This window comes from Vibrio navarrensis (assembly GCF_015767675.1).
Classification (GTDB): Bacteria; Pseudomonadota; Gammaproteobacteria; order Enterobacterales; family Vibrionaceae; genus Vibrio.
The window spans coordinates 1168947-1187125 of sequence record NZ_CP065218.1; the positions used below are offsets into that span (position 1 = coordinate 1168947).

General features: G+C 52.3%; 18 protein-coding genes. 9 read left to right on the top strand and 9 right to left on the bottom strand.

Translation table 11 applies throughout. The features are described from left to right. The first annotated feature begins 18 nt into the window (after positions 1-18). Genes I3X05_RS21950 through I3X05_RS21960 form a run of 3 tightly spaced genes read left to right on the top strand, consistent with a single transcriptional unit; the run spans position 19 to position 2887 of the window. Positions 19-1152 (top strand): enoyl-CoA hydratase/isomerase family protein, encoded by a 1134-nt coding sequence (locus I3X05_RS21950; RefSeq protein ID WP_193157855.1) that lies wholly within the window; start codon positions 19-21, stop codon positions 1150-1152. Positions 1153-1192: 40 nt separating this feature from the next. Then, positions 1193-2098 carry a 3-hydroxyisobutyrate dehydrogenase gene (gene mmsB / locus I3X05_RS21955; protein WP_045569471.1) on the top strand — a complete coding sequence of 302 codons (906 nt, stop codon included), beginning with the start codon at positions 1193-1195 and terminating at the stop codon, positions 2096-2098. Positions 2099-2128: 30 nt separating this feature from the next. Continuing rightward, the gene (locus tag I3X05_RS21960) at positions 2129-2887 is read left to right on the top strand and encodes an SDR family oxidoreductase (RefSeq protein WP_045569470.1); all 759 of its coding nucleotides are present in this window, start codon (positions 2129-2131) and stop codon (positions 2885-2887) included. An 82-nt stretch (positions 2888-2969) separates the two neighbouring features. Here I3X05_RS21960 and I3X05_RS21965 read toward each other — a convergent pair whose 3' ends face one another. Both I3X05_RS21965 and I3X05_RS21970 read right to left on the bottom strand, forming a co-directional pair. After that, entirely contained in the window at positions 2970-3470 is a 501-nt protein-coding gene (locus tag I3X05_RS21965) for a cytochrome b/b6 domain-containing protein (protein WP_045569469.1), read from the bottom strand. Next, positions 3463-3744 (bottom strand): PepSY domain-containing protein, encoded by a 282-nt coding sequence (locus I3X05_RS21970; protein WP_045569468.1) that lies wholly within the window; start codon positions 3742-3744, stop codon positions 3463-3465. Before I3X05_RS21970 ends, I3X05_RS21965 begins: the two co-directional genes overlap by 8 nt. A gap of 156 nt (positions 3745-3900) precedes the next feature. Here I3X05_RS21970 and I3X05_RS21975 point away from each other — a divergent pair, with 156 nt between their 5' ends. Beyond that, positions 3901-4062, top strand: a complete 162-nt coding sequence (locus I3X05_RS21975) for a DUF2256 domain-containing protein (protein WP_193157856.1) — start codon at positions 3901-3903, stop codon at positions 4060-4062. Here the strand turns inward: I3X05_RS21975 and I3X05_RS21980 are convergent. Further along, on the bottom strand, positions 4059-5009 hold the full coding sequence (locus I3X05_RS21980; RefSeq protein ID WP_193157857.1) for a LysR family transcriptional regulator: 951 nt from the start codon (positions 5007-5009) through the stop codon (positions 4059-4061). The genes I3X05_RS21975 and I3X05_RS21980 overlap by 4 nt on opposite strands. Positions 5010-5095: 86 nt before the next feature. On the opposite strand from I3X05_RS21980, the gene I3X05_RS21985 reads away from it, so the two are divergent. From I3X05_RS21985 to I3X05_RS21995, 3 genes are all read left to right on the top strand, one after another. Beyond that, positions 5096-6502 (top strand): MDR family MFS transporter, encoded by a 1407-nt coding sequence (locus I3X05_RS21985; RefSeq protein ID WP_193157858.1) that lies wholly within the window; start codon positions 5096-5098, stop codon positions 6500-6502. 121 nt (positions 6503-6623) lie between these two features. After that, positions 6624-8138 (top strand): cryptochrome/deoxyribodipyrimidine photo-lyase family protein, encoded by a 1515-nt coding sequence (locus I3X05_RS21990; RefSeq protein ID WP_193157859.1) that lies wholly within the window; start codon positions 6624-6626, stop codon positions 8136-8138. 154 nt (positions 8139-8292) lie between these two features. Further along, the gene (locus I3X05_RS21995; protein WP_000312391.1) at positions 8293-8607 is read left to right on the top strand and encodes a DMT family transporter; all 315 of its coding nucleotides are present in this window, start codon (positions 8293-8295) and stop codon (positions 8605-8607) included. 159 nt (positions 8608-8766) lie between these two features. On the opposite strand, the gene I3X05_RS22000 is transcribed toward I3X05_RS21995, so the two are convergent. Next, entirely contained in the window at positions 8767-9489 is a 723-nt protein-coding gene (locus I3X05_RS22000) for a glutamine amidotransferase (protein WP_193157860.1), read from the bottom strand. Positions 9490-9750: 261 nt separating this feature from the next. After that, positions 9751-11418 carry an electron transfer flavoprotein-ubiquinone oxidoreductase gene (locus I3X05_RS22005; RefSeq protein ID WP_045569463.1) on the bottom strand — a complete coding sequence of 556 codons (1668 nt, stop codon included), beginning with the start codon at positions 11416-11418 and terminating at the stop codon, positions 9751-9753. Positions 11419-11655: 237 nt separating this feature from the next. Here I3X05_RS22005 and I3X05_RS22010 point away from each other — a divergent pair, with 237 nt between their 5' ends. Next, positions 11656-12408, top strand: coding sequence for an electron transfer flavoprotein subunit beta/FixA family protein (locus I3X05_RS22010; protein ID WP_045569462.1), 753 nt, complete (start codon positions 11656-11658; stop codon positions 12406-12408). Positions 12409-12431: 23 nt separating this feature from the next. Continuing rightward, positions 12432-13376 carry an electron transfer flavoprotein subunit alpha/FixB family protein gene (locus I3X05_RS22015; RefSeq protein ID WP_045569461.1) on the top strand — a complete coding sequence of 315 codons (945 nt, stop codon included), beginning with the start codon at positions 12432-12434 and terminating at the stop codon, positions 13374-13376. A gap of 96 nt (positions 13377-13472) precedes the next feature. Here the strand turns inward: I3X05_RS22015 and I3X05_RS22020 are convergent, their stop codons facing one another. The 4 genes from I3X05_RS22020 to add form a co-directional block, all read right to left on the bottom strand. Continuing rightward, entirely contained in the window at positions 13473-14615 is a 1143-nt protein-coding gene (locus I3X05_RS22020) for a dihydrolipoamide acetyltransferase family protein (RefSeq protein ID WP_045569460.1), read from the bottom strand. Beyond that, positions 14612-15595 carry an alpha-ketoacid dehydrogenase subunit beta gene (locus I3X05_RS22025; RefSeq protein ID WP_039436643.1) on the bottom strand — a complete coding sequence of 328 codons (984 nt, stop codon included), beginning with the start codon at positions 15593-15595 and terminating at the stop codon, positions 14612-14614. The genes I3X05_RS22020 and I3X05_RS22025 overlap by 4 nt, the downstream gene beginning before the upstream one ends. Then, positions 15588-16682: a pyruvate dehydrogenase (acetyl-transferring) E1 component subunit alpha gene (gene pdhA, locus I3X05_RS22030; RefSeq protein WP_193277895.1), complete on the bottom strand. Its 1095-nt coding sequence runs from the start codon at positions 16680-16682 to the stop codon at positions 15588-15590. The genes I3X05_RS22025 and pdhA overlap by 8 nt, the downstream gene beginning before the upstream one ends. Positions 16683-17157: 475 nt before the next feature. After that, complete coding sequence (gene add, locus I3X05_RS22035) at positions 17158-18162, bottom strand: adenosine deaminase (RefSeq protein ID WP_193277894.1); 1005 nt, start codon at positions 18160-18162, stop codon at positions 17158-17160. Positions 18163-18179 lie beyond the last annotated feature (17 nt).

Here is an 18179-nt window from a genome sequence, read left to right on the forward strand (position 1 = left end):
TAAACCCAAGGAGGCACTATGACAGGCCAAGTTATTTTTACCGAGCGACCTTGCAGTGAAGGCGAGTGCAAAATCGCCATCGCAACGCTCGACAATACCGCATCGCTCAATGCCCTGACTTACCCTATGTTGGAGCAACTGAACCAACAGCTAGAACGCTGGCATGAAGACGACAGCATAGTGTGCGTGTTTCTCGAAGGCGCGGGCGAGAAAGCGTTTTGTGCAGGCGGCGATGTGCGCGCCATGTACCAAGTGATGGAAAGTGAGCCGAAGGCGTCCATTTCGCGCTTTCTCACAGATTATTTCACCTTGGAGTATCGCTGCGACTATCTGATTCACACCTACACTAAGCCGATCATCGGTTGGGGACGAGGCATTGTCATGGGCGGTGGCATGGGGCTTTTCATGGGCACCAGCCACAAAGTGGTGACACCAGAGTCGCGTTTGGCGATGCCGGAAATCAGCATTGGGCTTTACCCGGATGTCGGTGCGACATGGTTTCTCAACCGTCTTGAGCCGGGCATCGGGCTGTTTCTCGGTTTGACTGGAGTGATGGTTAATGCCAGTGACGCATTGTCTGTCCACTTTGCCGATCATCTGCTGCTCGCCAAAGAGCGCGATGGCTTGCTGGAACAGTTGCAGCATGCCTCGTGGTCTACCGCCGAAGATCATTACGAAGTGGTCACTGAGCTACTGGAAAATCTCGCTCAGCAGGCTGATGACCAGCGACCAGTGCAACAGTTGATGCCGCATTTTGATGCGATTCAACAGGCCTGCTTGCAAGACGAGCTGCAAAGCGCGGTGCAAGCTGTTATGACGTTACCTTCCAGCCCTTGGCTTGATCGCGCCAAGCAGAACTTGGCAGAGGGCAGCGCTATTAGCGCGCACATTTGTCACCGACAGATGACGCACTACAGCGAGCTGTCATTAGCCGACTGTTTCCGTTTGGAGCTTGGCGTCTCAGTGCAATGTGGCTTACTTGGCGAGTTTCGTGAAGGAGTACGAGCGAGGCTAATCGATAAAGACGGCCAGCCAAACTGGCTGTTCAACAATGTTGCCGATGTCGATAGCAGCGTGATTGATGCTTTGTTTACTTCACTGTGGCCAGAGCAAGCGCACCCGTTGGTCAGTTTAGGCAAACATGGCCTTTGAGCCTGTGAAAAATCAACCATAAAGAGTTAGGAGGAGTCACATGAACCAAGTGGCATTTATTGGTCTTGGCAATATGGGCTCGCCGATGGCGGCGAACTTAATCAAAGCGGGTTGCACGCTGCGCGTGTTCGACCTCAATCAAGCGGCGATGGCAACACTGGCTGAACTGGGCGCAACCACGTGCGAGTCTATCGAGCAAGCAGTGCAGGGCGTAGACACGGTGATCACCATGTTGCCTGCTGGCGAGCACGTTCGCTCGGTTTATCTGGGTGATCATCAAGGCAATGCTGGGCTGCTCACTTTGCTTGCGCCAAAAACGCTGCTGATTGACTCCTCCACCATCGATCCCCAATCGGCAAAAACGGTGGCCGCCGAGGCGCAAAAGCAGGGGCTGGAATTTGTCGACGCGCCAGTTTCCGGTGGTGTGGCAGGCGCGCAGGCGGGGACGCTCACCTTCATCGTTGGTGGCACGCAAGCGGCGTTTGACAAGGCGCAAACCATTCTTCAGCACATGGGCAAAAATATCTTTCACGCTGGCGGTGCAGGCGACGGGCAAATGGCGAAAATCTGTAACAACCTGATGCTGGGTATTTTGATGTCTGGAACTTGTGAAGCGCTGAGTTTGGGAATAGATAACGGTCTCGATCCCAAAGTGCTGTCCAACATCATGCTGCAAAGCTCCGGTCGCAACTGGGCGTTAGAGCTCTACAATCCATGCCCCGGCGTGATGGAAAACGCGCCCGCGAGCAAGCAGTATCAACCCGGCTTTACCAGTCGCTTGATGGTGAAAGATCTCGGTTTGGGACTGGATGCCGCCTCTCAAAGTCACTCCTCCGTACCAATGGGCGCTTTGGCGCGCAACCTGTTCGCTTTTCATAATGCTGCTGGTAACGGCGAGTTGGATTTCTCCAGTCTGTTTCAGTTTTACGCCAAACAAACGCGCTGATGCGCCTTAATCAACACCAGGAGAGGAAAGATGAACTTAAAAGAGAGTGTGATTGCGATAACGGGCGCAGGGCAGGGGCTTGGGCAGATGATGGCGGTGACGCTAGCGCATGCAGGGGCGGAACTGGCGCTGCTTGATCTCAATGAAGAAGGGCTGCGCCACACCCAAGAGCAGTGCCATATGCTGGGTACCAAGGCTTTGATCTACAAAATGAATGTGACCGATGAAGCCGAAGTTGAGCAAGCGTTTGACGACATTGTGCGTGATTTTGGTCAGCTAGATGGCTTAGTGAACAACGCAGGCATTTTGCGTGATGGCATGCTGGTCAAAGTGAGTGACGGGCAAGTCAGTAAAATGTCGCTTGAGCAGTTTAATTCGGTGATTAACGTCAATTTGACGGGCACTTTTCTCTGCGGGCGAGAAGCGGCGGTGAAGATGATCGAAACAGGCCGCAAAGGGGTGATTATTAATATTTCCAGTGTTTCCCGCGCGGGAAATATCGGCCAAAGCAACTATTCGGCGTCAAAAGCCGCCGTTGCGACGCTGGCCACCACTTGGGCAAAAGAGTTGGCGCGCTATGGCATTCGCGCAGCGGCGATTGCGCCGGGAGTGATTCACACCGCCATGGCGGATCAAATGAAGCCGGAAGCCATCGCCCGTTTGGAAAAAATGATCCCCGTCGGGCGCATGGGCGAAGCGAGCGAAATTGCGCACACAGTCAAATTCATTTTAGAAAACGACTACATCACTGGCCGAGTGCTGGAGGTTGATGGTGGGATCCGCATGTAGCGCTCTCGCCGTTGATCAGCAAAGTCTGTCGAGTTTGGGCTTTGCTGATCTTGTTTCACGCCAGTGCACTGACTTATTGCTCCTAGGGCAACATGGACTGAATATAATTTTTTCGGTTCCATTTACTCATTAGAATTACTGCGGAGAGATGCACGGCAACGGCGATGAAAGTGAGATTGGCGAGCACTTCGTGCGTCTCTTCCAGCCACTCTTCACCCCAAAACATATCACTAACCATTAACCAGCCGCTCACTCCCGTTGCGATGATCAATCCCCACAATAGCCATATCATCACCGCGCCCGCAGGATTGTGACCAAGGTGTTTATCTTGCCGTTCACTCAGCACCTCTTTCAGGTGCGACACTGCCGCTGATGGGGAAGGGCGGAAACGACTCAATCGTGCCGGCGATTGCACCACCAGTCCCCAAAGCAGCCGGATAGCGACACTGAGCAGGATTAGGTATCCCGCCCACTTATGCAGATCGCTCCCCTCTTCTAAAGCAAAGAAATTGGCAAAGAAAAGCAGCGCGACCATCCAATGGGTTGCTCGCACAACCCAGTCCCATTTGAACGTATTAGTCATCCATTTCTTCCTTCACTTTACTCATGTCGGTTGGGTTAAAGTAGATCTCTACGCGCTTGTTGTCTTTGTTATAGCCATAAAGCTCGTAGCAACTGGTCTTGGTTTTCTTAAAGACTTTGATTTTGTAACCCATTGCTTCAACTTGGGTCTTTGCTTGCTCAAAATTAATCCATTGAGATTCCGGCTCTTTTGTACATTGCGGATCCGCCAAAGCGTTGAATGCGCTGCCAAGTGAAAGAAGAGCTGTTGTCGTCAGTAGAAGTATTTTTTTCATGATTCAGTCCTTTTTGGGGTGTCTACAGGATGAATCGTATTGAGCGAAGCTTAAGAGTCACTTAAGAGTTAGGGCGGCGGAAAAATCTTTAAACCCACCCCTACCAAACCACGTATACCTTGCTGATTTATCGGTTAACAAATAACAAGGTATAACGTGGTTTCGCATAAAAAAGCCTATTTGGCGCAGAAAATCTGTCCTGTCTGTCAGCGCCCTTTTGCTTGGCGTAAAAAATGGCAGCAGTGTTGGGATGAAGTCAAATATTGTTCGGAGCGCTGTCGGCGTCATCGTTCATCGCAGTCGTTCGGCGCTGCTTAAGGCTGATGCCAATAACTGAATGCCACTCGTGACCAGTGCGTCATGATGTAATCAATCAGGGCTTGAGTGCGCTCAGGTAAAAAACGGCGCTGCGGATGGAGCAGATACACATCTGCGCCTTCAATTTCCCACTCGGGGAGCAGCTCGATGAGCTGACCGCTACGCAGGAGTGGCTCCATTAATCCTCTTGGTAAGCGGGCGATGCCCATGCCTTGCAAGGTGGCTTGCACTATCGTATCCAGTTCGTCGGAGCACAAACGCGCCGTCGGAATAAATTGCACTTTTTGCGCAACGCTGTGGTGATGAAAAATCCACGGCAGCTTATGGTTGAGACTGAGTAGGGGATGCTCTTTTAACTGCTCGGGATGCGCTAAGGCTGGCGTTACTGTGCCTAGTTTGGCAGCAAGTTCAGCACTGGCACAGAGTACGGAAGGGTTACGCGCCAGTTTACGCGCTACCCAGTCGGACTCCGGCTGTGGGCCAAAACGCAGCGCAATATCCAGATCCCGTTGGCTGAAATAGTCGAGCCCTGAGCCAACTTGCATGCGCAGTGTGACATTCGGATGCAGATCGGCAAACTCCAGCGCCAAAGGGGTTAATTGGTGACGCAGAGGTAACACGGGGGCACTTATCGCAATTTCGCCGCGGTAATCTCGTTTTGCTTGCTCGACCTCTTCTTGTTTGCGCTCTATTTGAGCAAACAGCTCGGCGTAGCTGTGAAATAGCTGTTCACCTTCTTTGGTCAGTACCAACTCTTTACTGTTGCGGATCAGCAAAATGCTGCCCGTATCTTGTTCAAGTTGCTGAATACGGCGGCTCAATGTGCTGGTGGACATCGATTTCTGTTTCGCTGCTAGCGCAAAACTGCCGCAACGCACCACGGTTAAAAACAGCGCCAAATCATCAAGTTTCATGCTTGATCCCATTTTTGCAATTTCGCATCCCATTCTATCCTATTTTCGGATGGCTGTGATTTGGTTATCTTGTGCCACAGCCGAACCATTCCCTTTGACTTTATCTTGAAAGAGAGCTCATGCATTCCGATCCTATTCCCGCTGCCGATGCCCCTCATCCGCGAATTATTTTTGCTAGCGTTGCGCTAGTGATTGCCCTTGGTTCACTAGAAAAAAGCATCGTGACCACACCGCTGGCCTTGATTGGGCAAGATCTCTCGGCGGGAAGCGCCTTAACTTGGGTGATCACCGCCTACTTACTCGCCGGCACAGCCGTATTGCCTGTGTATGGCAAATTGAGCGATCTGTTTGGCCGTGTACGCATGCTCAATATCAGCATCGGTATTTTTATTGTTGGCTCAGCCCTGTGTACTTTTGCCGTTGACTTACCAACCCTGATTGGGGCGCGAGTGGTGCAGGGAATTGGCGGCGGCGGTTTGATTGCTTTGGCGTTCACCGTGATTGCCGATTCCATTCCGGCGCGTGAAGTCGGTAAATACCAAGGCTATATCTCAGCGGTGTATGCGGTTTCCAGTGTCGCAGGCCCTTTGCTTGGCGGCTATTTTGCCGACCATCTCAGTTGGCGCTGGGTGTTTGGCATTAATTTACCGCTGGGAATAGTGGCTCTGTATATGGTTAACCGCCATCTCAAACACCTTAACCAAAAACGTCACAGTCGATTTGACTGGCTGGGCGCTGGGCTTTTAATGCTCACCACCACCTTGTTGCTGCTTCAGCTTTCCTCACACTCCTTTTTGCCTGCGGGGTGGGGCGCTTTTGCTCTGTTACTCTGCTTGGTGCTGTTAATCCTGGTTGAAAGACAGGTGAGTGACCCGATTTTGCCTGCGCGTTTGGCACGCTTACCCAGTTACCTGACCGCGATTGGTCTAATCATGGCCTCACAAATGTTGATGTTCGCGCTTTTGGTTTATATGCCGCTGCAATTGCAGTGGCAGAAAGGCTTTTCACCGTCGCAAAGTGGCACCGTGATGGTGATTTTCATGTTCAGTATCACTACCGGGGCTTATCTTGGTGGCAAATGGGTGGCTCGCTCAGGGCGATACAAAGCGCTGGTGGTGAGCGGTTTTCTGCTTGCTGCCGTCGCCATCTGGCAGATTCACTACGATTTGTGGGTTCATCTCTCGCTAGGTATTGGCGGCCTTGGGCTTGGTTTTACTCTGCCTTCTCTTAATGTGGTGGTACAGAGTGTGTTGCCTGCCCGTGATCGGGGTATTGGCATGTCACTGTTTAACTTTGGCCGTGAGCTTGGCGGCGCGCTCGGGGTGGCGTTCTGTTCTGCGCTGTTTTATCTGCGTGTGCCGCAAAGTGTCACGGTAAGTGAGCATGGCAGCCAAGCCTCATCAGTAACGCCTGACGTGCTCGCTCAAGGTTTTAGTTTGGTGTACATCGGCATGAGTGCGTTGGCGGTTGTAGCGATGGTACTGACCGCTTGGCGTTTACGTAAAGATGCGCTGAAAGGGCACTAACCTCTCTCTGTGTTCAATAGAAAACTCGGTAATAGACAGAAAGCGAGGCGATAGATAGAACACGGGAGCGATCTTTTCCTCTCCTGTCGCGTACAAGCGGCAGAGAAAACAAGGAAAGAGTATGGAAAAGATCAATCTGGTATGGCTTAAACGTGACCTAAGGCTGACCGATCACGCGCCATTACAAGCGGCGTTAACTTCGGGGCGACCGACGTTACTACTCTATCTGTTTGAGCCAATGCTGCTTGGCGATGCGCATTACAGCGAACGACACTGGCGCTTTGTGTGGCAATCATTGCAAGCCATCAATCGTGATTTGGCGCAGAGTAAAGGGGCGGTGTTGATCGTCACATCCGATTGGCAAACCTGCTTTTCACGTATTGCTGAGCGCTACGCCATTGAGGCGATTTATTCTCATCAAGAAGTCGGTTTAGCCTGCACTTTTCAGCGCGATCTTGCGCTGGCGCAGTGGTGCCAGCAACACGACATCGTCTGGCATGAATTTCCTTATGCTGCCGTGATCCGCGGGGCGCAAACCCGAAAAAATTGGGATGAACATTGGCAGCAAGTAATGCGCTCCCCTTGCTGCGATCCTGATTTAACACGCGCGAATTGGCTGAAGCTGGATGCCGCAATGCTTGGTTTGCGCAGCGATATCCCTGCCACATGGCAGAGTAAACAAGCGGGCATGCAAACTGGCGGCAGTGATATGGCGTGGGCGACGCTGGAGGATTTTTTCGCGCGTCGAGGGCGAGAGTATTACCGCTCCATCTCAAGTCCGAGCTTAGCGCGCCACGCGTGCTCGCGGATGTCGCCTTATCTTGCGTGGGGGAATATCTCACTACGTGAGATGTACCAAACCTTGCTCAAACACTGGTCGGTAGCGGGATTTCGCCGCAGCCTGATTGCGCTTTCATCGCGTCTGCATTGGCACTGTCACTTTATCCAAAAATTTGAATCAGAATGTGAGATGGAGTTTCGCTGCGTCAACCGCGCTTATGATTCACTCTTGCAGCAATCAAGCCAAGCCCCCACCGCGCAGTTAGCCGCTTGGCAAACTGGGCACACCGGCATTCCACTGGTAGATGCCTGTATGCGCTGCTTAATTCAAACCGGATACCTCAATTTTCGCATGCGCGCGATGTTGGTGAGCGTGTTAACTCATCATATGAATGTGGATTGGCGAGCGGGCGTGACTTATTTGGCGCAACTGTTCCTCGATTTTGAACCGGGCATTCATTATCCGCAGTTTCAAATGCAAGCAGGGGTCACGGGTACCAATACTATCCGCATTTATAACCCGACCAAGCAAGCACAAGAGCATGACAGTGAAGGGCAGTTTATTCACAAATGGGTGCCAGAGTTGGCGCAAGTGCCTGTACCGCTGCTCTTTGAACCCTGGCTGATGACACCGCTTGAAGCGCAGATGTATCAAGTACCGCTTGAGAGCCCTTACCTCAAGCCGGTGATGGATTTGGAAGCCAGTGCCAAGCAAGCACGGGATCGCTTATGGCAGTGGCAGAAACTGCCTGCGGTACAAGCCGAAGCGATGCGTATCCTCGCGCGCCATGTGCGGCAAGCTAAACCGAGAACTTCGCCGCGCCAACCCAACAAGCGTCAACCGGAGATGGATTAACACGGCTTTGCGAGTTTTGCATCGCGCCAAGCCAAGCCAAGCCAAGCTAGCCAAGACCCGTAAGCTTTGCTAGTCTAGCGGCACATCCGGAAGTGAGGACGACCTCACCGCTCCATCTTTTCTTCGGGGACGACCCCATATATGAGGTGTATATATGGCGTGGTTAATCCTCTTTCTCGCCGGTATTTGTGAAATCGCTTGGGCTATTGGCCTCAAATACAGTGAAGGTTTTAGCAAACCGCTGGCTTCTGTCGCTACCTTATCGGCGCTGGTCATTAGTTTTGTGTTACTTGGGATCGCGTTGCGCACTCTGCCTCTTGGCGTGGCTTACGGCATTTGGGTGGGAATTGGCGCAGTAGGTACCGCAGTCATGGGGATCTTGCTATTCGGGGAAGCGGTGAGCTTGTTTAAACTGATGAGCTTAGCCTTAATCGTTATTGGTATCGCAGGGCTCAAACTGGCTTCCTAGCATACGTGATGTAACGACGAACAATCGCAATTCAATCTGAGTAATAGCACGGTTACGTCCGTAACTGTGCTATTTAATGTTTTCGCAAAGGGGCAAAGAGCCCCTTTTGCATTTGATCTATGGATTTATCCTGAGTAGCTTCGTCATAAAAAATGATGTTTACTGCGCCTGACAACAGATCTGAGCAAATTGCAGCAGAACCTGTTTGGCGTGCTCGGTTTCGCGGACTTGAGCGCTTTTCACCGGGTACTCATCTTCAAACTCGTGCTTGAGGTTATCCAGTGACATCTGCATGATTTTCGGCGTGAACTCAGGGTGAAACTGCACGCCCCAACAGGCGCTGCCGACACGGTAAGCGTGATGGGGTTCAAAGTCGCTGCGAGCTAAAAGAACGGCGTTTTCAGGCAGCTTCAGCACCGATTGGTAATGGACTGCGTGCGCGTCAAATTGCGCTGGCAGGTGGGCGAAAATGGCATCGTCGTTCGCCGCAGGTTGCTTGGTGATTGCTATGGTGCCTATCTCCAAACCGTGTGGATGATAGCCGACTACGCCACCGAGCGCCTGTGCGATCAACTGATGTCCAAAACAGATCCCGAGCAGCGGAATCTTTCGCTCAACCAACTGGACAATTTCGTCAGACAAACGCAGCATCCATGGTTTTTTCTCGGAAGCCATCGCCAGCGAACCCATGATGATCACCCCCGCCAGTGAGTGGAAATCTGGTAGAGGGTAAGAAACTCCGTCATGAAACTCGATGTGAATGTCGTGCTGATGTACGCCTTGCTCGCGAATAGCGCGCAGTGCCCACTCTTCAAAATCCCCGAATTTTTCCAATTGAGCTTGTGGTGCCTGACCAACATTGACGATGAGTAGTGTTTTCATACGCTTCCTTACGACTGAGATTTGTGAGAGCTGACCGTATCAGTGCGGTTGTGCCTGCTGCATGGCGTCTTAATCTAGATAAATCCCCCAGGCTGTGCAACGGATATTTGTTGGCAATTGGCTTACTCAATCGTGACGATTTACCAATTATGGCTGGCGTTTTAAGCCTGAAAAAACCAAGCAACAACAAAGCAAATAGAAAGCCAAAGCAAGTAGAAAACCAGCGAAGCGTGGTTCGCTGACTTTCTATGTGAAGGGCGGCTACATATTGCTGTAGTTTGGCCCGCCGCCGCCTTCGGGTGGGACCCAAGTAATATTTTGCGATGGGTCTTTAATGTCGCAGGTTTTACAGTGCACGCAGTTCGCGGCGTTGATCTGAAACCGGCTTTCTCCATCCACTTGAACCACTTCATACACCCCCGCTGGGCAGTAGCGTTGGGCAGGCTCGGCAAATTTTTCCAAGTGTACTTGGATCGGAATCGATGCATCGGCCAAGCGCAAATGGCACGGTTGATTTTCTTCATGTCGCGCACCAGAAAGGTAGACCGAAGAAGGTTTGTCAAAACTCAGCACGCCATCGGGTTTCGGGTAGGCGATAGGCTCACAATGGCTGATATCGAGCAAACGCAGGTGGTCATGATGAGGCGCTTCCATCTCCCACGGAGCAGGGCGCTTAAAGAGCGGAACCCATACATTTTGCTCAAAGCTGTTGATAATCCCACCAGCCACATTACCGTAGCGGTGGATGGTGGCGCAGAAGTTTTGCGCATTTTCCAGCTCGCGATACAGCCAAGAGGCGCGAAACAGGCTGTCGTAGTCCGGTTCGCTGTGGCTTTTGCCCGCTTGCACACAGTCAAATACCGCTTGAGCTGCCAACAGGCCTGATTTCATGGCGCTGTGGCAACCTTTGATCTTGGCAAAATTGAGCGTACCGGCATCACAGCCAATCAATAGTCCGCCGGGGAACTGCTGCTTCGGTAGCGAGTAGAGCCCCCCTTTGGCGATGGCCCGCGCACCATACGCAATGCGCTGTCCGCCAAGCAGATATTTGCTGATCGCTGGATGATGTTTGAGGCGTTGAAATTCATCAAACGGGCTTAGGTACGGGTTGTGATAAGAGAGGTCGGTGATAAGGCCAACCGCAATTTGGTGGTTATCCAAGTGGTACAAAAAGCTGCCACCAGTGGTATGGGTTTCATTCAGTGGCCAGCCAAGCCCATGCAGGACATTGCCGGCTTGATAATGGGGATGAACATCTGCCAGTTGCCAGATCTCTTTGATGCCGAGCGCGTAGTGCTGTGGCTGTTTGTCTTTATCGAGATCAAAGTGCTGAATTAAATCTTTGCCGAGATGGCCGCGTGCGCCTTCGGCGAACAGGGTATACTTGGCGTTTAGTGCGATGCCGGGTTCAAAATTGGCTTTGGGCTCGCCTTGCTTGTCTCGTCCCATGTCAGAAGTGACGACGCCGATGACAGCACCGTTGTCATCGTAGTTGACCGAGGCGGCGGCAAACCCGGGGAAGATTTCCACCCCCAACTGTTCGGCTTGGCTGGCTAGCCAGCGACAGAGTTCGGCCAGACTAATTACATAATTGCTACTGGCGTTATGCATGGTTTTGGGCGTGAGAAAATGAGGCAGGCGAATGTGATTATGTTCGGTTGCCAGATAGAGGAAATCGTCGCTTTTCACTGTCGTTTTCAGCGGAGCATCCATCTTCTGCCAGTGCGGAAACAACTCGTCCAAAGCGGTGGTTTCAAACAGCGCGCCAGAGAGAATATGCGCGCCCACTTGCGAGCCTTTCTCCACGACGCAGATACTCATATTGGTTTGATGTTGCTGGCTAAGCTGTGCCAACTTGCACGCAGCCGAGAGCCCGGCGGGGCCAGCACCGACAATCACTACATCAAATTCCATTGTTTCTCTTTCCATGTCGTCAACTCATCGTTACGTTTTCATTCGTGCTTTAAATATAGTCCAGTTGACGTAAACGTAAACTAAACTAAGCTCAAAAGGTAATGCAAACTTGGTAGTCAAAACGGTATGGAATGTGTGATTAAACAGTAAGCTACCCATCAGGCTGCCCCCAAGCAGCGCTGGAGTTAGTCACACTCACGTGCAAGCAGTCGATTTTGATTCTACCGCATCCCCATTTGGTAAGGAGGCAATGTGAAAGTCTTAGTCGCGGTAAAACGTGTGATTGACGCTTACGTAAAAGTCAGAATTAAAAGTGATGGTTCAGGCGTAGAAACGAACAACGTCAAAATGTCCATGAACCCTTTTTGTGAAATCGCCGTGGAAGAGGCGATACGTCTGCGCGAAGCGGGTGTGGCAGAAGAAGTGGTGGTGGTTTCTTTGGGCGACGCCAGTTGCCAAGAGCAGTTACGTGCGGCCTTAGCGCTGGGGGCTGATCGCGCGATCCACGTTGAAACTGCCTCTGAACTTGAGCCGCTCAATGTGGCGAAGTTACTGCATGCGGTGATGAAAACTGAAACGCCGGGGCTGGTGCTGCTTGGCAAACAATCGATTGACAGCGATAACAACCAAGTTGCGCAGATGCTGGCTGCGCTTGCGCGCCGACCTCAAGGAACGTTCGCCTCAAAAATCGAAATGCAAGGCGAGAGCGTGTTGGTTACACGGGAAATCGATGGCGGTTTGGAAACCTTGAAGCTGCAATTGCCTGCGATTATCAGCACCGATTTACGTTTGAACGAGCCGCGATATGCCTCTTTGCCCAATATTATGAAAGCCAAACGTAAACCTCTGGATGTCACCACGCCGCAGGCACTTGGCGTATCGCTCAAAACACATCACCAAACGTTGCAACTGCAACCGCCACCGCAGCGGCAAGCGGGAGTGATCCTGTCCAGCGTCACTGAGCTGGTGGATAAGCTCAAAAATGAAGCCAAAGTGCTGAGTTAAGCCCTGCATTCAAGGAGGAAAAAATGAACGACAAACCAGTATCGACATTAGTGATTGCAGAGCACAACCAGCATACCTTGGCGAGCGATACGTTACGCACACTAAAGGCGGCGCAATCGCTTGGCGGTGAGGTGAGTGTGCTGGTTATGGGGCACGAATGTGAAGCCGTGGCGAACACGCTGCGTCAGTTTGATGGGGTGACGCAAGTTTTGCTCGCGCAGCACAGTGTTTATCAACATGCGTTGGCCGAAAATAGCGCCGAGCTGATTGCTAAATTGGCGGCAGATTATTCTCATATCCTGGCTCCTGCGACCACCTTTGGCAAAAACCTGCTGCCACGCGTAGCGGCGCTGCTGGATGCCGGACAGCTTTCCGACGTCATTGCCATTGAATCGAGTGATACGGTGATCCGCCCTGTCTATGCGGGCAACGTGCTGGCAAAAGTGCAATCGCTCGATGCCATCAAAGTGATGACCATTCGCAGCTCGGCGTTCGATGCGGTCTCCGACTGCGGTGGCGATGCGCCTGTGGTTGAAATCAATCAGGTTATCTTCTCCGAGACCTCTGAATTTGTGCGGCAGGAGAAAGCTGAGAGTGTTCGCCCTGAGCTGGCCGCGGCTAAGGTGGTGGTTTCCGGTGGACGAGGTTTAGGCAGCAAAGCGCAGTTTGCGTTGGTCGAACAACTGGCCGATAAACTGGGCGCAGCGGTTGGCGCTTCACGCGCGGCGGTGGACGCTGGCTTTGTGTCTAATGACTTGCAAGTCGGGCAAACGGGCAAAATCGTCGCGCCGCAGCTGTATATCGCGGTGGGTATTTCGGGGGCCATCCAACATTTGGCGGGTATGAAAGATTCCAAAGTGATTGTGGCGATCAACAGTGATGCCGATGCGCCCATTTTCCAGGTGGCCGACTATGGCTTAGTCGGGGATCTGTTTACCCTCGTGCCCGAGCTTATTGAGCAGTTGTAGTGCGTCCAATGCTGCTCATCACTGAATAGCAAAAAAGCCCGGTTGAATCATTCAACCGGGCTTTTTGTTGCTGCTTTGCTGGGCAGTATCAGCGCTTTACACGCTTGGGCGCTGTAAGTGCTGCGCTAACGCTTTGGTAAAGCGTGCCGCTTCACCACCAGTACACGCGCGGTGGTCGAAGGTGATCGACAACGGCATCGCTTTGACCGCCAAAGCTTTATCCTCCTTAATCACCACTTTTTCAATGATGCGCCCAGCACCGACGATCGCCACTTGCGGCAAGGAGACGACAGGCGTGGCGTAAATCCCCGCGATGGCGCCGAAGTTTGACAAGGTGATCGTGGCGTGTTGTAACTGTTCACGGCCAATTTTGCGCTGACGAATTCCTTTGACGGTGTCGTTCAGCCAAGTGCGGATCTCACTGGGTTCAATATCGTCAGCATTGCGCAGCACCGGAACGTATAATCCATGTGCGCTGTCCACCGCGATGCCCACATTGACGGTGTGGTGCACGCAGCGCGTCATGGTTGAGGCGTCAAACCAAGCATTGAGCGCCGGCTCTTGCTGGCAAGCGTACACCACCGCTTGGATGAGGCGCGTGGTGATGTCTTCATTCGGCCCCCAATCGGCAAGCACCGCTTCTTCAGTAATGGTGACGGCAGCAACGTTGTGGTGCGATTCCGTCATGGTGCCCACCATAGTGCGACGCGCCCCTTTGAGCACTTCAGTGCCAGGGCGTTGTTTACCCGCCTCATCGTAAACATCGGCATCGACAATCAAACCCGCCGGGCCGCTGCCTTGTACTTGGTTGATCTCTACGCCCAATTTTTGCGCCAGCAGACGCGCAGAGGGCAGGGCGCTGACTCTAGGCTCTGGCGATGCCCCTTGTTCACCACCGATCCAAAAGTCATCGACGTTGACTTGATGGGTAGTGTGGGAAACATGGCCGACGACCGTGGCGGCGTCTTGCTTTTGGCGTTCATTTTGCGCCACTGCCGTGGAGTTGGTTTCATCAATTTCCAGCAGCAAGCTGCCGATATTGACGATTTCCCCCTCTTCGCCGTGGCGACTGACGATGGTGCCTCCCCAAGGGGCGGGCACATCGACCGTGGCTTTAGCGGTTTCCACCGTGAGCACTATCTGATCGACTTTCACTAGATCGCCGGGGCGAACGTGCCATTTGATGATTTCGGATTCGGCGAGGCCTTCGCCAAGGTCTGGTAAAATAAAAGATTTCATTTCCACCCCTCCACTAGCTCACGCGCGGCTTGCACGATGTCGGCTTCTTGGATCATAAAGTACTCTTCGTTGCGGTAATACGGCATCACCGTATCTAACCCGGTGACGCGCATCGGTGGCGCTTTGAGCATACACATGGCGCTTTCGGCGACTCGGGCGATGAGCTCTGCGCCCACGCCGCCACTGCGACACGCTTCATGCACCACCAGTAGTCGTCCGGTTTTTTCCAACGAGCGCAAGATGGTGTTCATGTCGATTGGTTTGATGGAGGCCAGATCGATCACTTCCGCCTCAATGCCTTGAGCCGATAAGCTTCTTGCCGCTTGTAGTGACTCCACTACGCAAGCGCCCCACGTCACCAGCGTTAAGTCTCGCCCTTTGCGCAGGGTGAAACAGGTATCCAGTGGTAGCGCTTCGCCGTTGTCCACCACCTCGGATTTCACGGTGCGGTAGATGCGTTTGGGTTCGAAAAACATCACCGGATCGTTGCTTCTGATCGCAGCAAGCAGCAGGCCGTAGGCGCGCTGCGGCGAAGAGGGAATCACCACTTTAAAGCCGGGAATGTGCGCAAACAGCGCTTCGATACTTTCAGAATGATGTTCAGGCGCATGAATACCACCGCCAAATGGGGCGCGAAAAACCGCAGGGCAAGCAAGGCGACCCCGGGTGCGATTGCGCATTCTTGCTGCGTGACACATCAGGTGCTCCAGTGCCGGAAAGACAAATCCTTGAAACTGGAATTCGGCAACCGGGCGTAGCCCTTGGGTTGCCATGCCAACCGCCACGCCGCCAATCAGAGCTTCCGCGAGAGGCGTGTCAATCACGCGCTTTAAGCCAAACTTCTGTTTGAGGCCGACGGTTGCGCGAAACACGCCGCCGTTGTCGCCGACATCTTCACCCAGTATCACTACCGATGGGTCGTGCTCCATTTCATGGTGCAACGCGAGGTTGACCGCTTCGACTAAGGTCATTTCAGCCATGTTTGCCTCCCTGCATACGCATTGCTTTATTGATTAACTGATCTCGCTGCGCGGTCAGCTCGGTCGGTAGAGACTCGTAGAGGTAGTCAAAGGCACTTTCCGGTGCTTGCGGCGTCATGCTGAGGTAGCGCTCCACCGCCTGTTCGACAATCGCTTTGCTCTCTTCGAGCCAAGCGGCATCTTCCTCTTCGCTCCAAGCGCCTTGGGCGAGTAAAAAGGTTTTCAAGCGTTTGACTGGCTCATACTGCCAAGCTTTTTGCAAGTCATCGGCATTGCGGTAACGGCTGGCATCATCGGCGGTGGTATGATCACTTAAGCGATAGCTGACGGCTTCGATCAAGGTGGCACCTTTGCCTTTGCGAGCTCTATCCAGAGCTGTTTTAACGGCATTGTAAACAGCGACCACATCATTACCGTCGACGGTTATACCGGGAATGCCAGCACCAATCGCTTTATCGGATAATTGCCCTGCCGCGCATTGTAAATGGCGGGGGACAGAGATTGCCCACTGGTTGTTGTTGACCACAAAAACCAATGGCAAGTGCCAAACCCCCGCGCAGTTGATCGACTCAAGAAAATCGCCTTTTGAGGTCGCACCGTCGCCACAGGTCACCAGAGCGGCGTGGTGTTCACCTGCAATTTTTAACGCAGACGCAACGCCGACCGCATGGGTACATTGCGTGGCGATCGGCACGCAAAATGGCAGATCATGGTTGCGCAGTTGGCCCTCGGTGGGAGCATAGTCGCTGCCGCGCTCATCGCCGCCCCAATATTGCAGGTTTTTTTCCATACCGATGCCGCGCACCCACATAGCAGGCATGTCGCGATAGTAAGGAATAAAAACATCAGAAGGCAGTAAAGCATGGCCGACGCCGACCCCAAACGCTTCCGAGCCCAAGTGGGACGGATATGTCCCGAGCTTTCCGGTTCTTTGCAAGGCCACGGCTTTATTGTCATAAGCACGTGTCACCAGCATGTCGCGGTAGAACTGTGTCAAAAGTGGAATATCAGCCCAAGAGGGCAATGGCGCAACCAGCTCACCAGCATGGTCGATAAATCTGCGCATGGGTAATGCCTGAACATTCATCTCACGTTCCTTTAATGCGTCGTTTCCACAAGAAACAACCAACAGAGGCCCATAACAAGCAACGCCACCGCTAAGTTTCATCTAGAGTTGATTCGCTGACAAAATGCCAAAGCCTGATATTGTGTCCTGCCAATACTCGATGCGTTAATTCATTTCCCTGCAATTAACTCATTCTGTAGTGATGAATCTTGATGTTGCTGAGTTATTGTAAGTGTAATAAAAATGTTAAATCTTGCATGCGATTGTTTTAGATTAAACAGTAAACCCAGCGTTACACCCTAGGTTTTTAGAGGAAAGTTCCAGTTTTTAACCAAGTGAGGCGAAGAAGTTGAATCTATTCACTAGGTTTGACGGTAAATAAGTGACAATCTTTGTGTAAAAAAGCGTGAAGAAGCGACAACAAGCGAAAGGAAAAAGGAGAAAAACAAAGCGCCCTTCTACGCGAAAGGGCGCTGGCTGAATCAAAAAGGCTCGATTATTTGGCAAAGCTCATCAGGTGCGCTTTAACCGAATCAGAGCTGAACGCACTCTCTACACTGACTCGGTAAATCTCGAAATACTCTTGCTCAGTGAGGTCGAACGCTTCCATCACTTTACGCACTTCATCGCTCATGGTGGTGTTGGAAACCGTGCGGTTGTCGGTGTTGATCGTCACGGCAATGCCATCTTTATGGAAGGCTTTGATCGGGTGCTCACTCAAACTGTTCACTGCTTTGGTTTGCACATTGCTGCTTGGGCAAGTTTCCAGTGCCACCGCTTCATCTTTCACCAATTGATAGGCTTGTGGATGATTGTGAATGAAAATGCCGTGGCCAACGCGCTCCGCACCCAACAGCGCGATTGCGTCGTGAACGTTTTGCCCAGCACCTTGTTCACCCGCGTGAATAGTGACGTGGTAACCAAGAGATTTGGCGTATTGTGCGTAGGGGATAAACTCGTGGCAGAAGCCCGGCAGTTCACTGCCAGCTAAGTCAAATGCCACAATACCGCTCTCTTCTTTGCTGAGGTATTTCGCGCCAGCCTCAAGCACAGCCTTGATTTGATCTTTCGGCATGGTACGTAAGATAGAGAGAATGTAGTTGCCGTGAATATCATACTGCGCCTCGGCGCGTTTCATGCCTCGAACCACACTTTGCATGATTTCATCCAGCGACAAACCTTTCACTTGATGCAGCAAGGGGCCAAATCGTACTTCCATGTATTTGACGTTTTCTTTCGCGGCATCTTCAAACAATTCGAACGAGATACGTTCCAAGGCTTGTGCGGTTTGCATCACCATGCCGGGAAGTTCAAAACGTTTCAGATATTCGTCTAGGTTAGGGCAGGTTTCTGGGGCGATCATCATCTGCTGAATTTGCGCGATGTCGCGAGTTGGCAGGGTGAGGTTTTGCTCATCGGCCAAGTCGATGATCGTTTGCGGGCGTACGCTTCCGTCCAAGTGGCAGTGTAAATCGATCTTAGGCAGGTCAAAGTAATTCATGAGTCTTCTCTTTATAA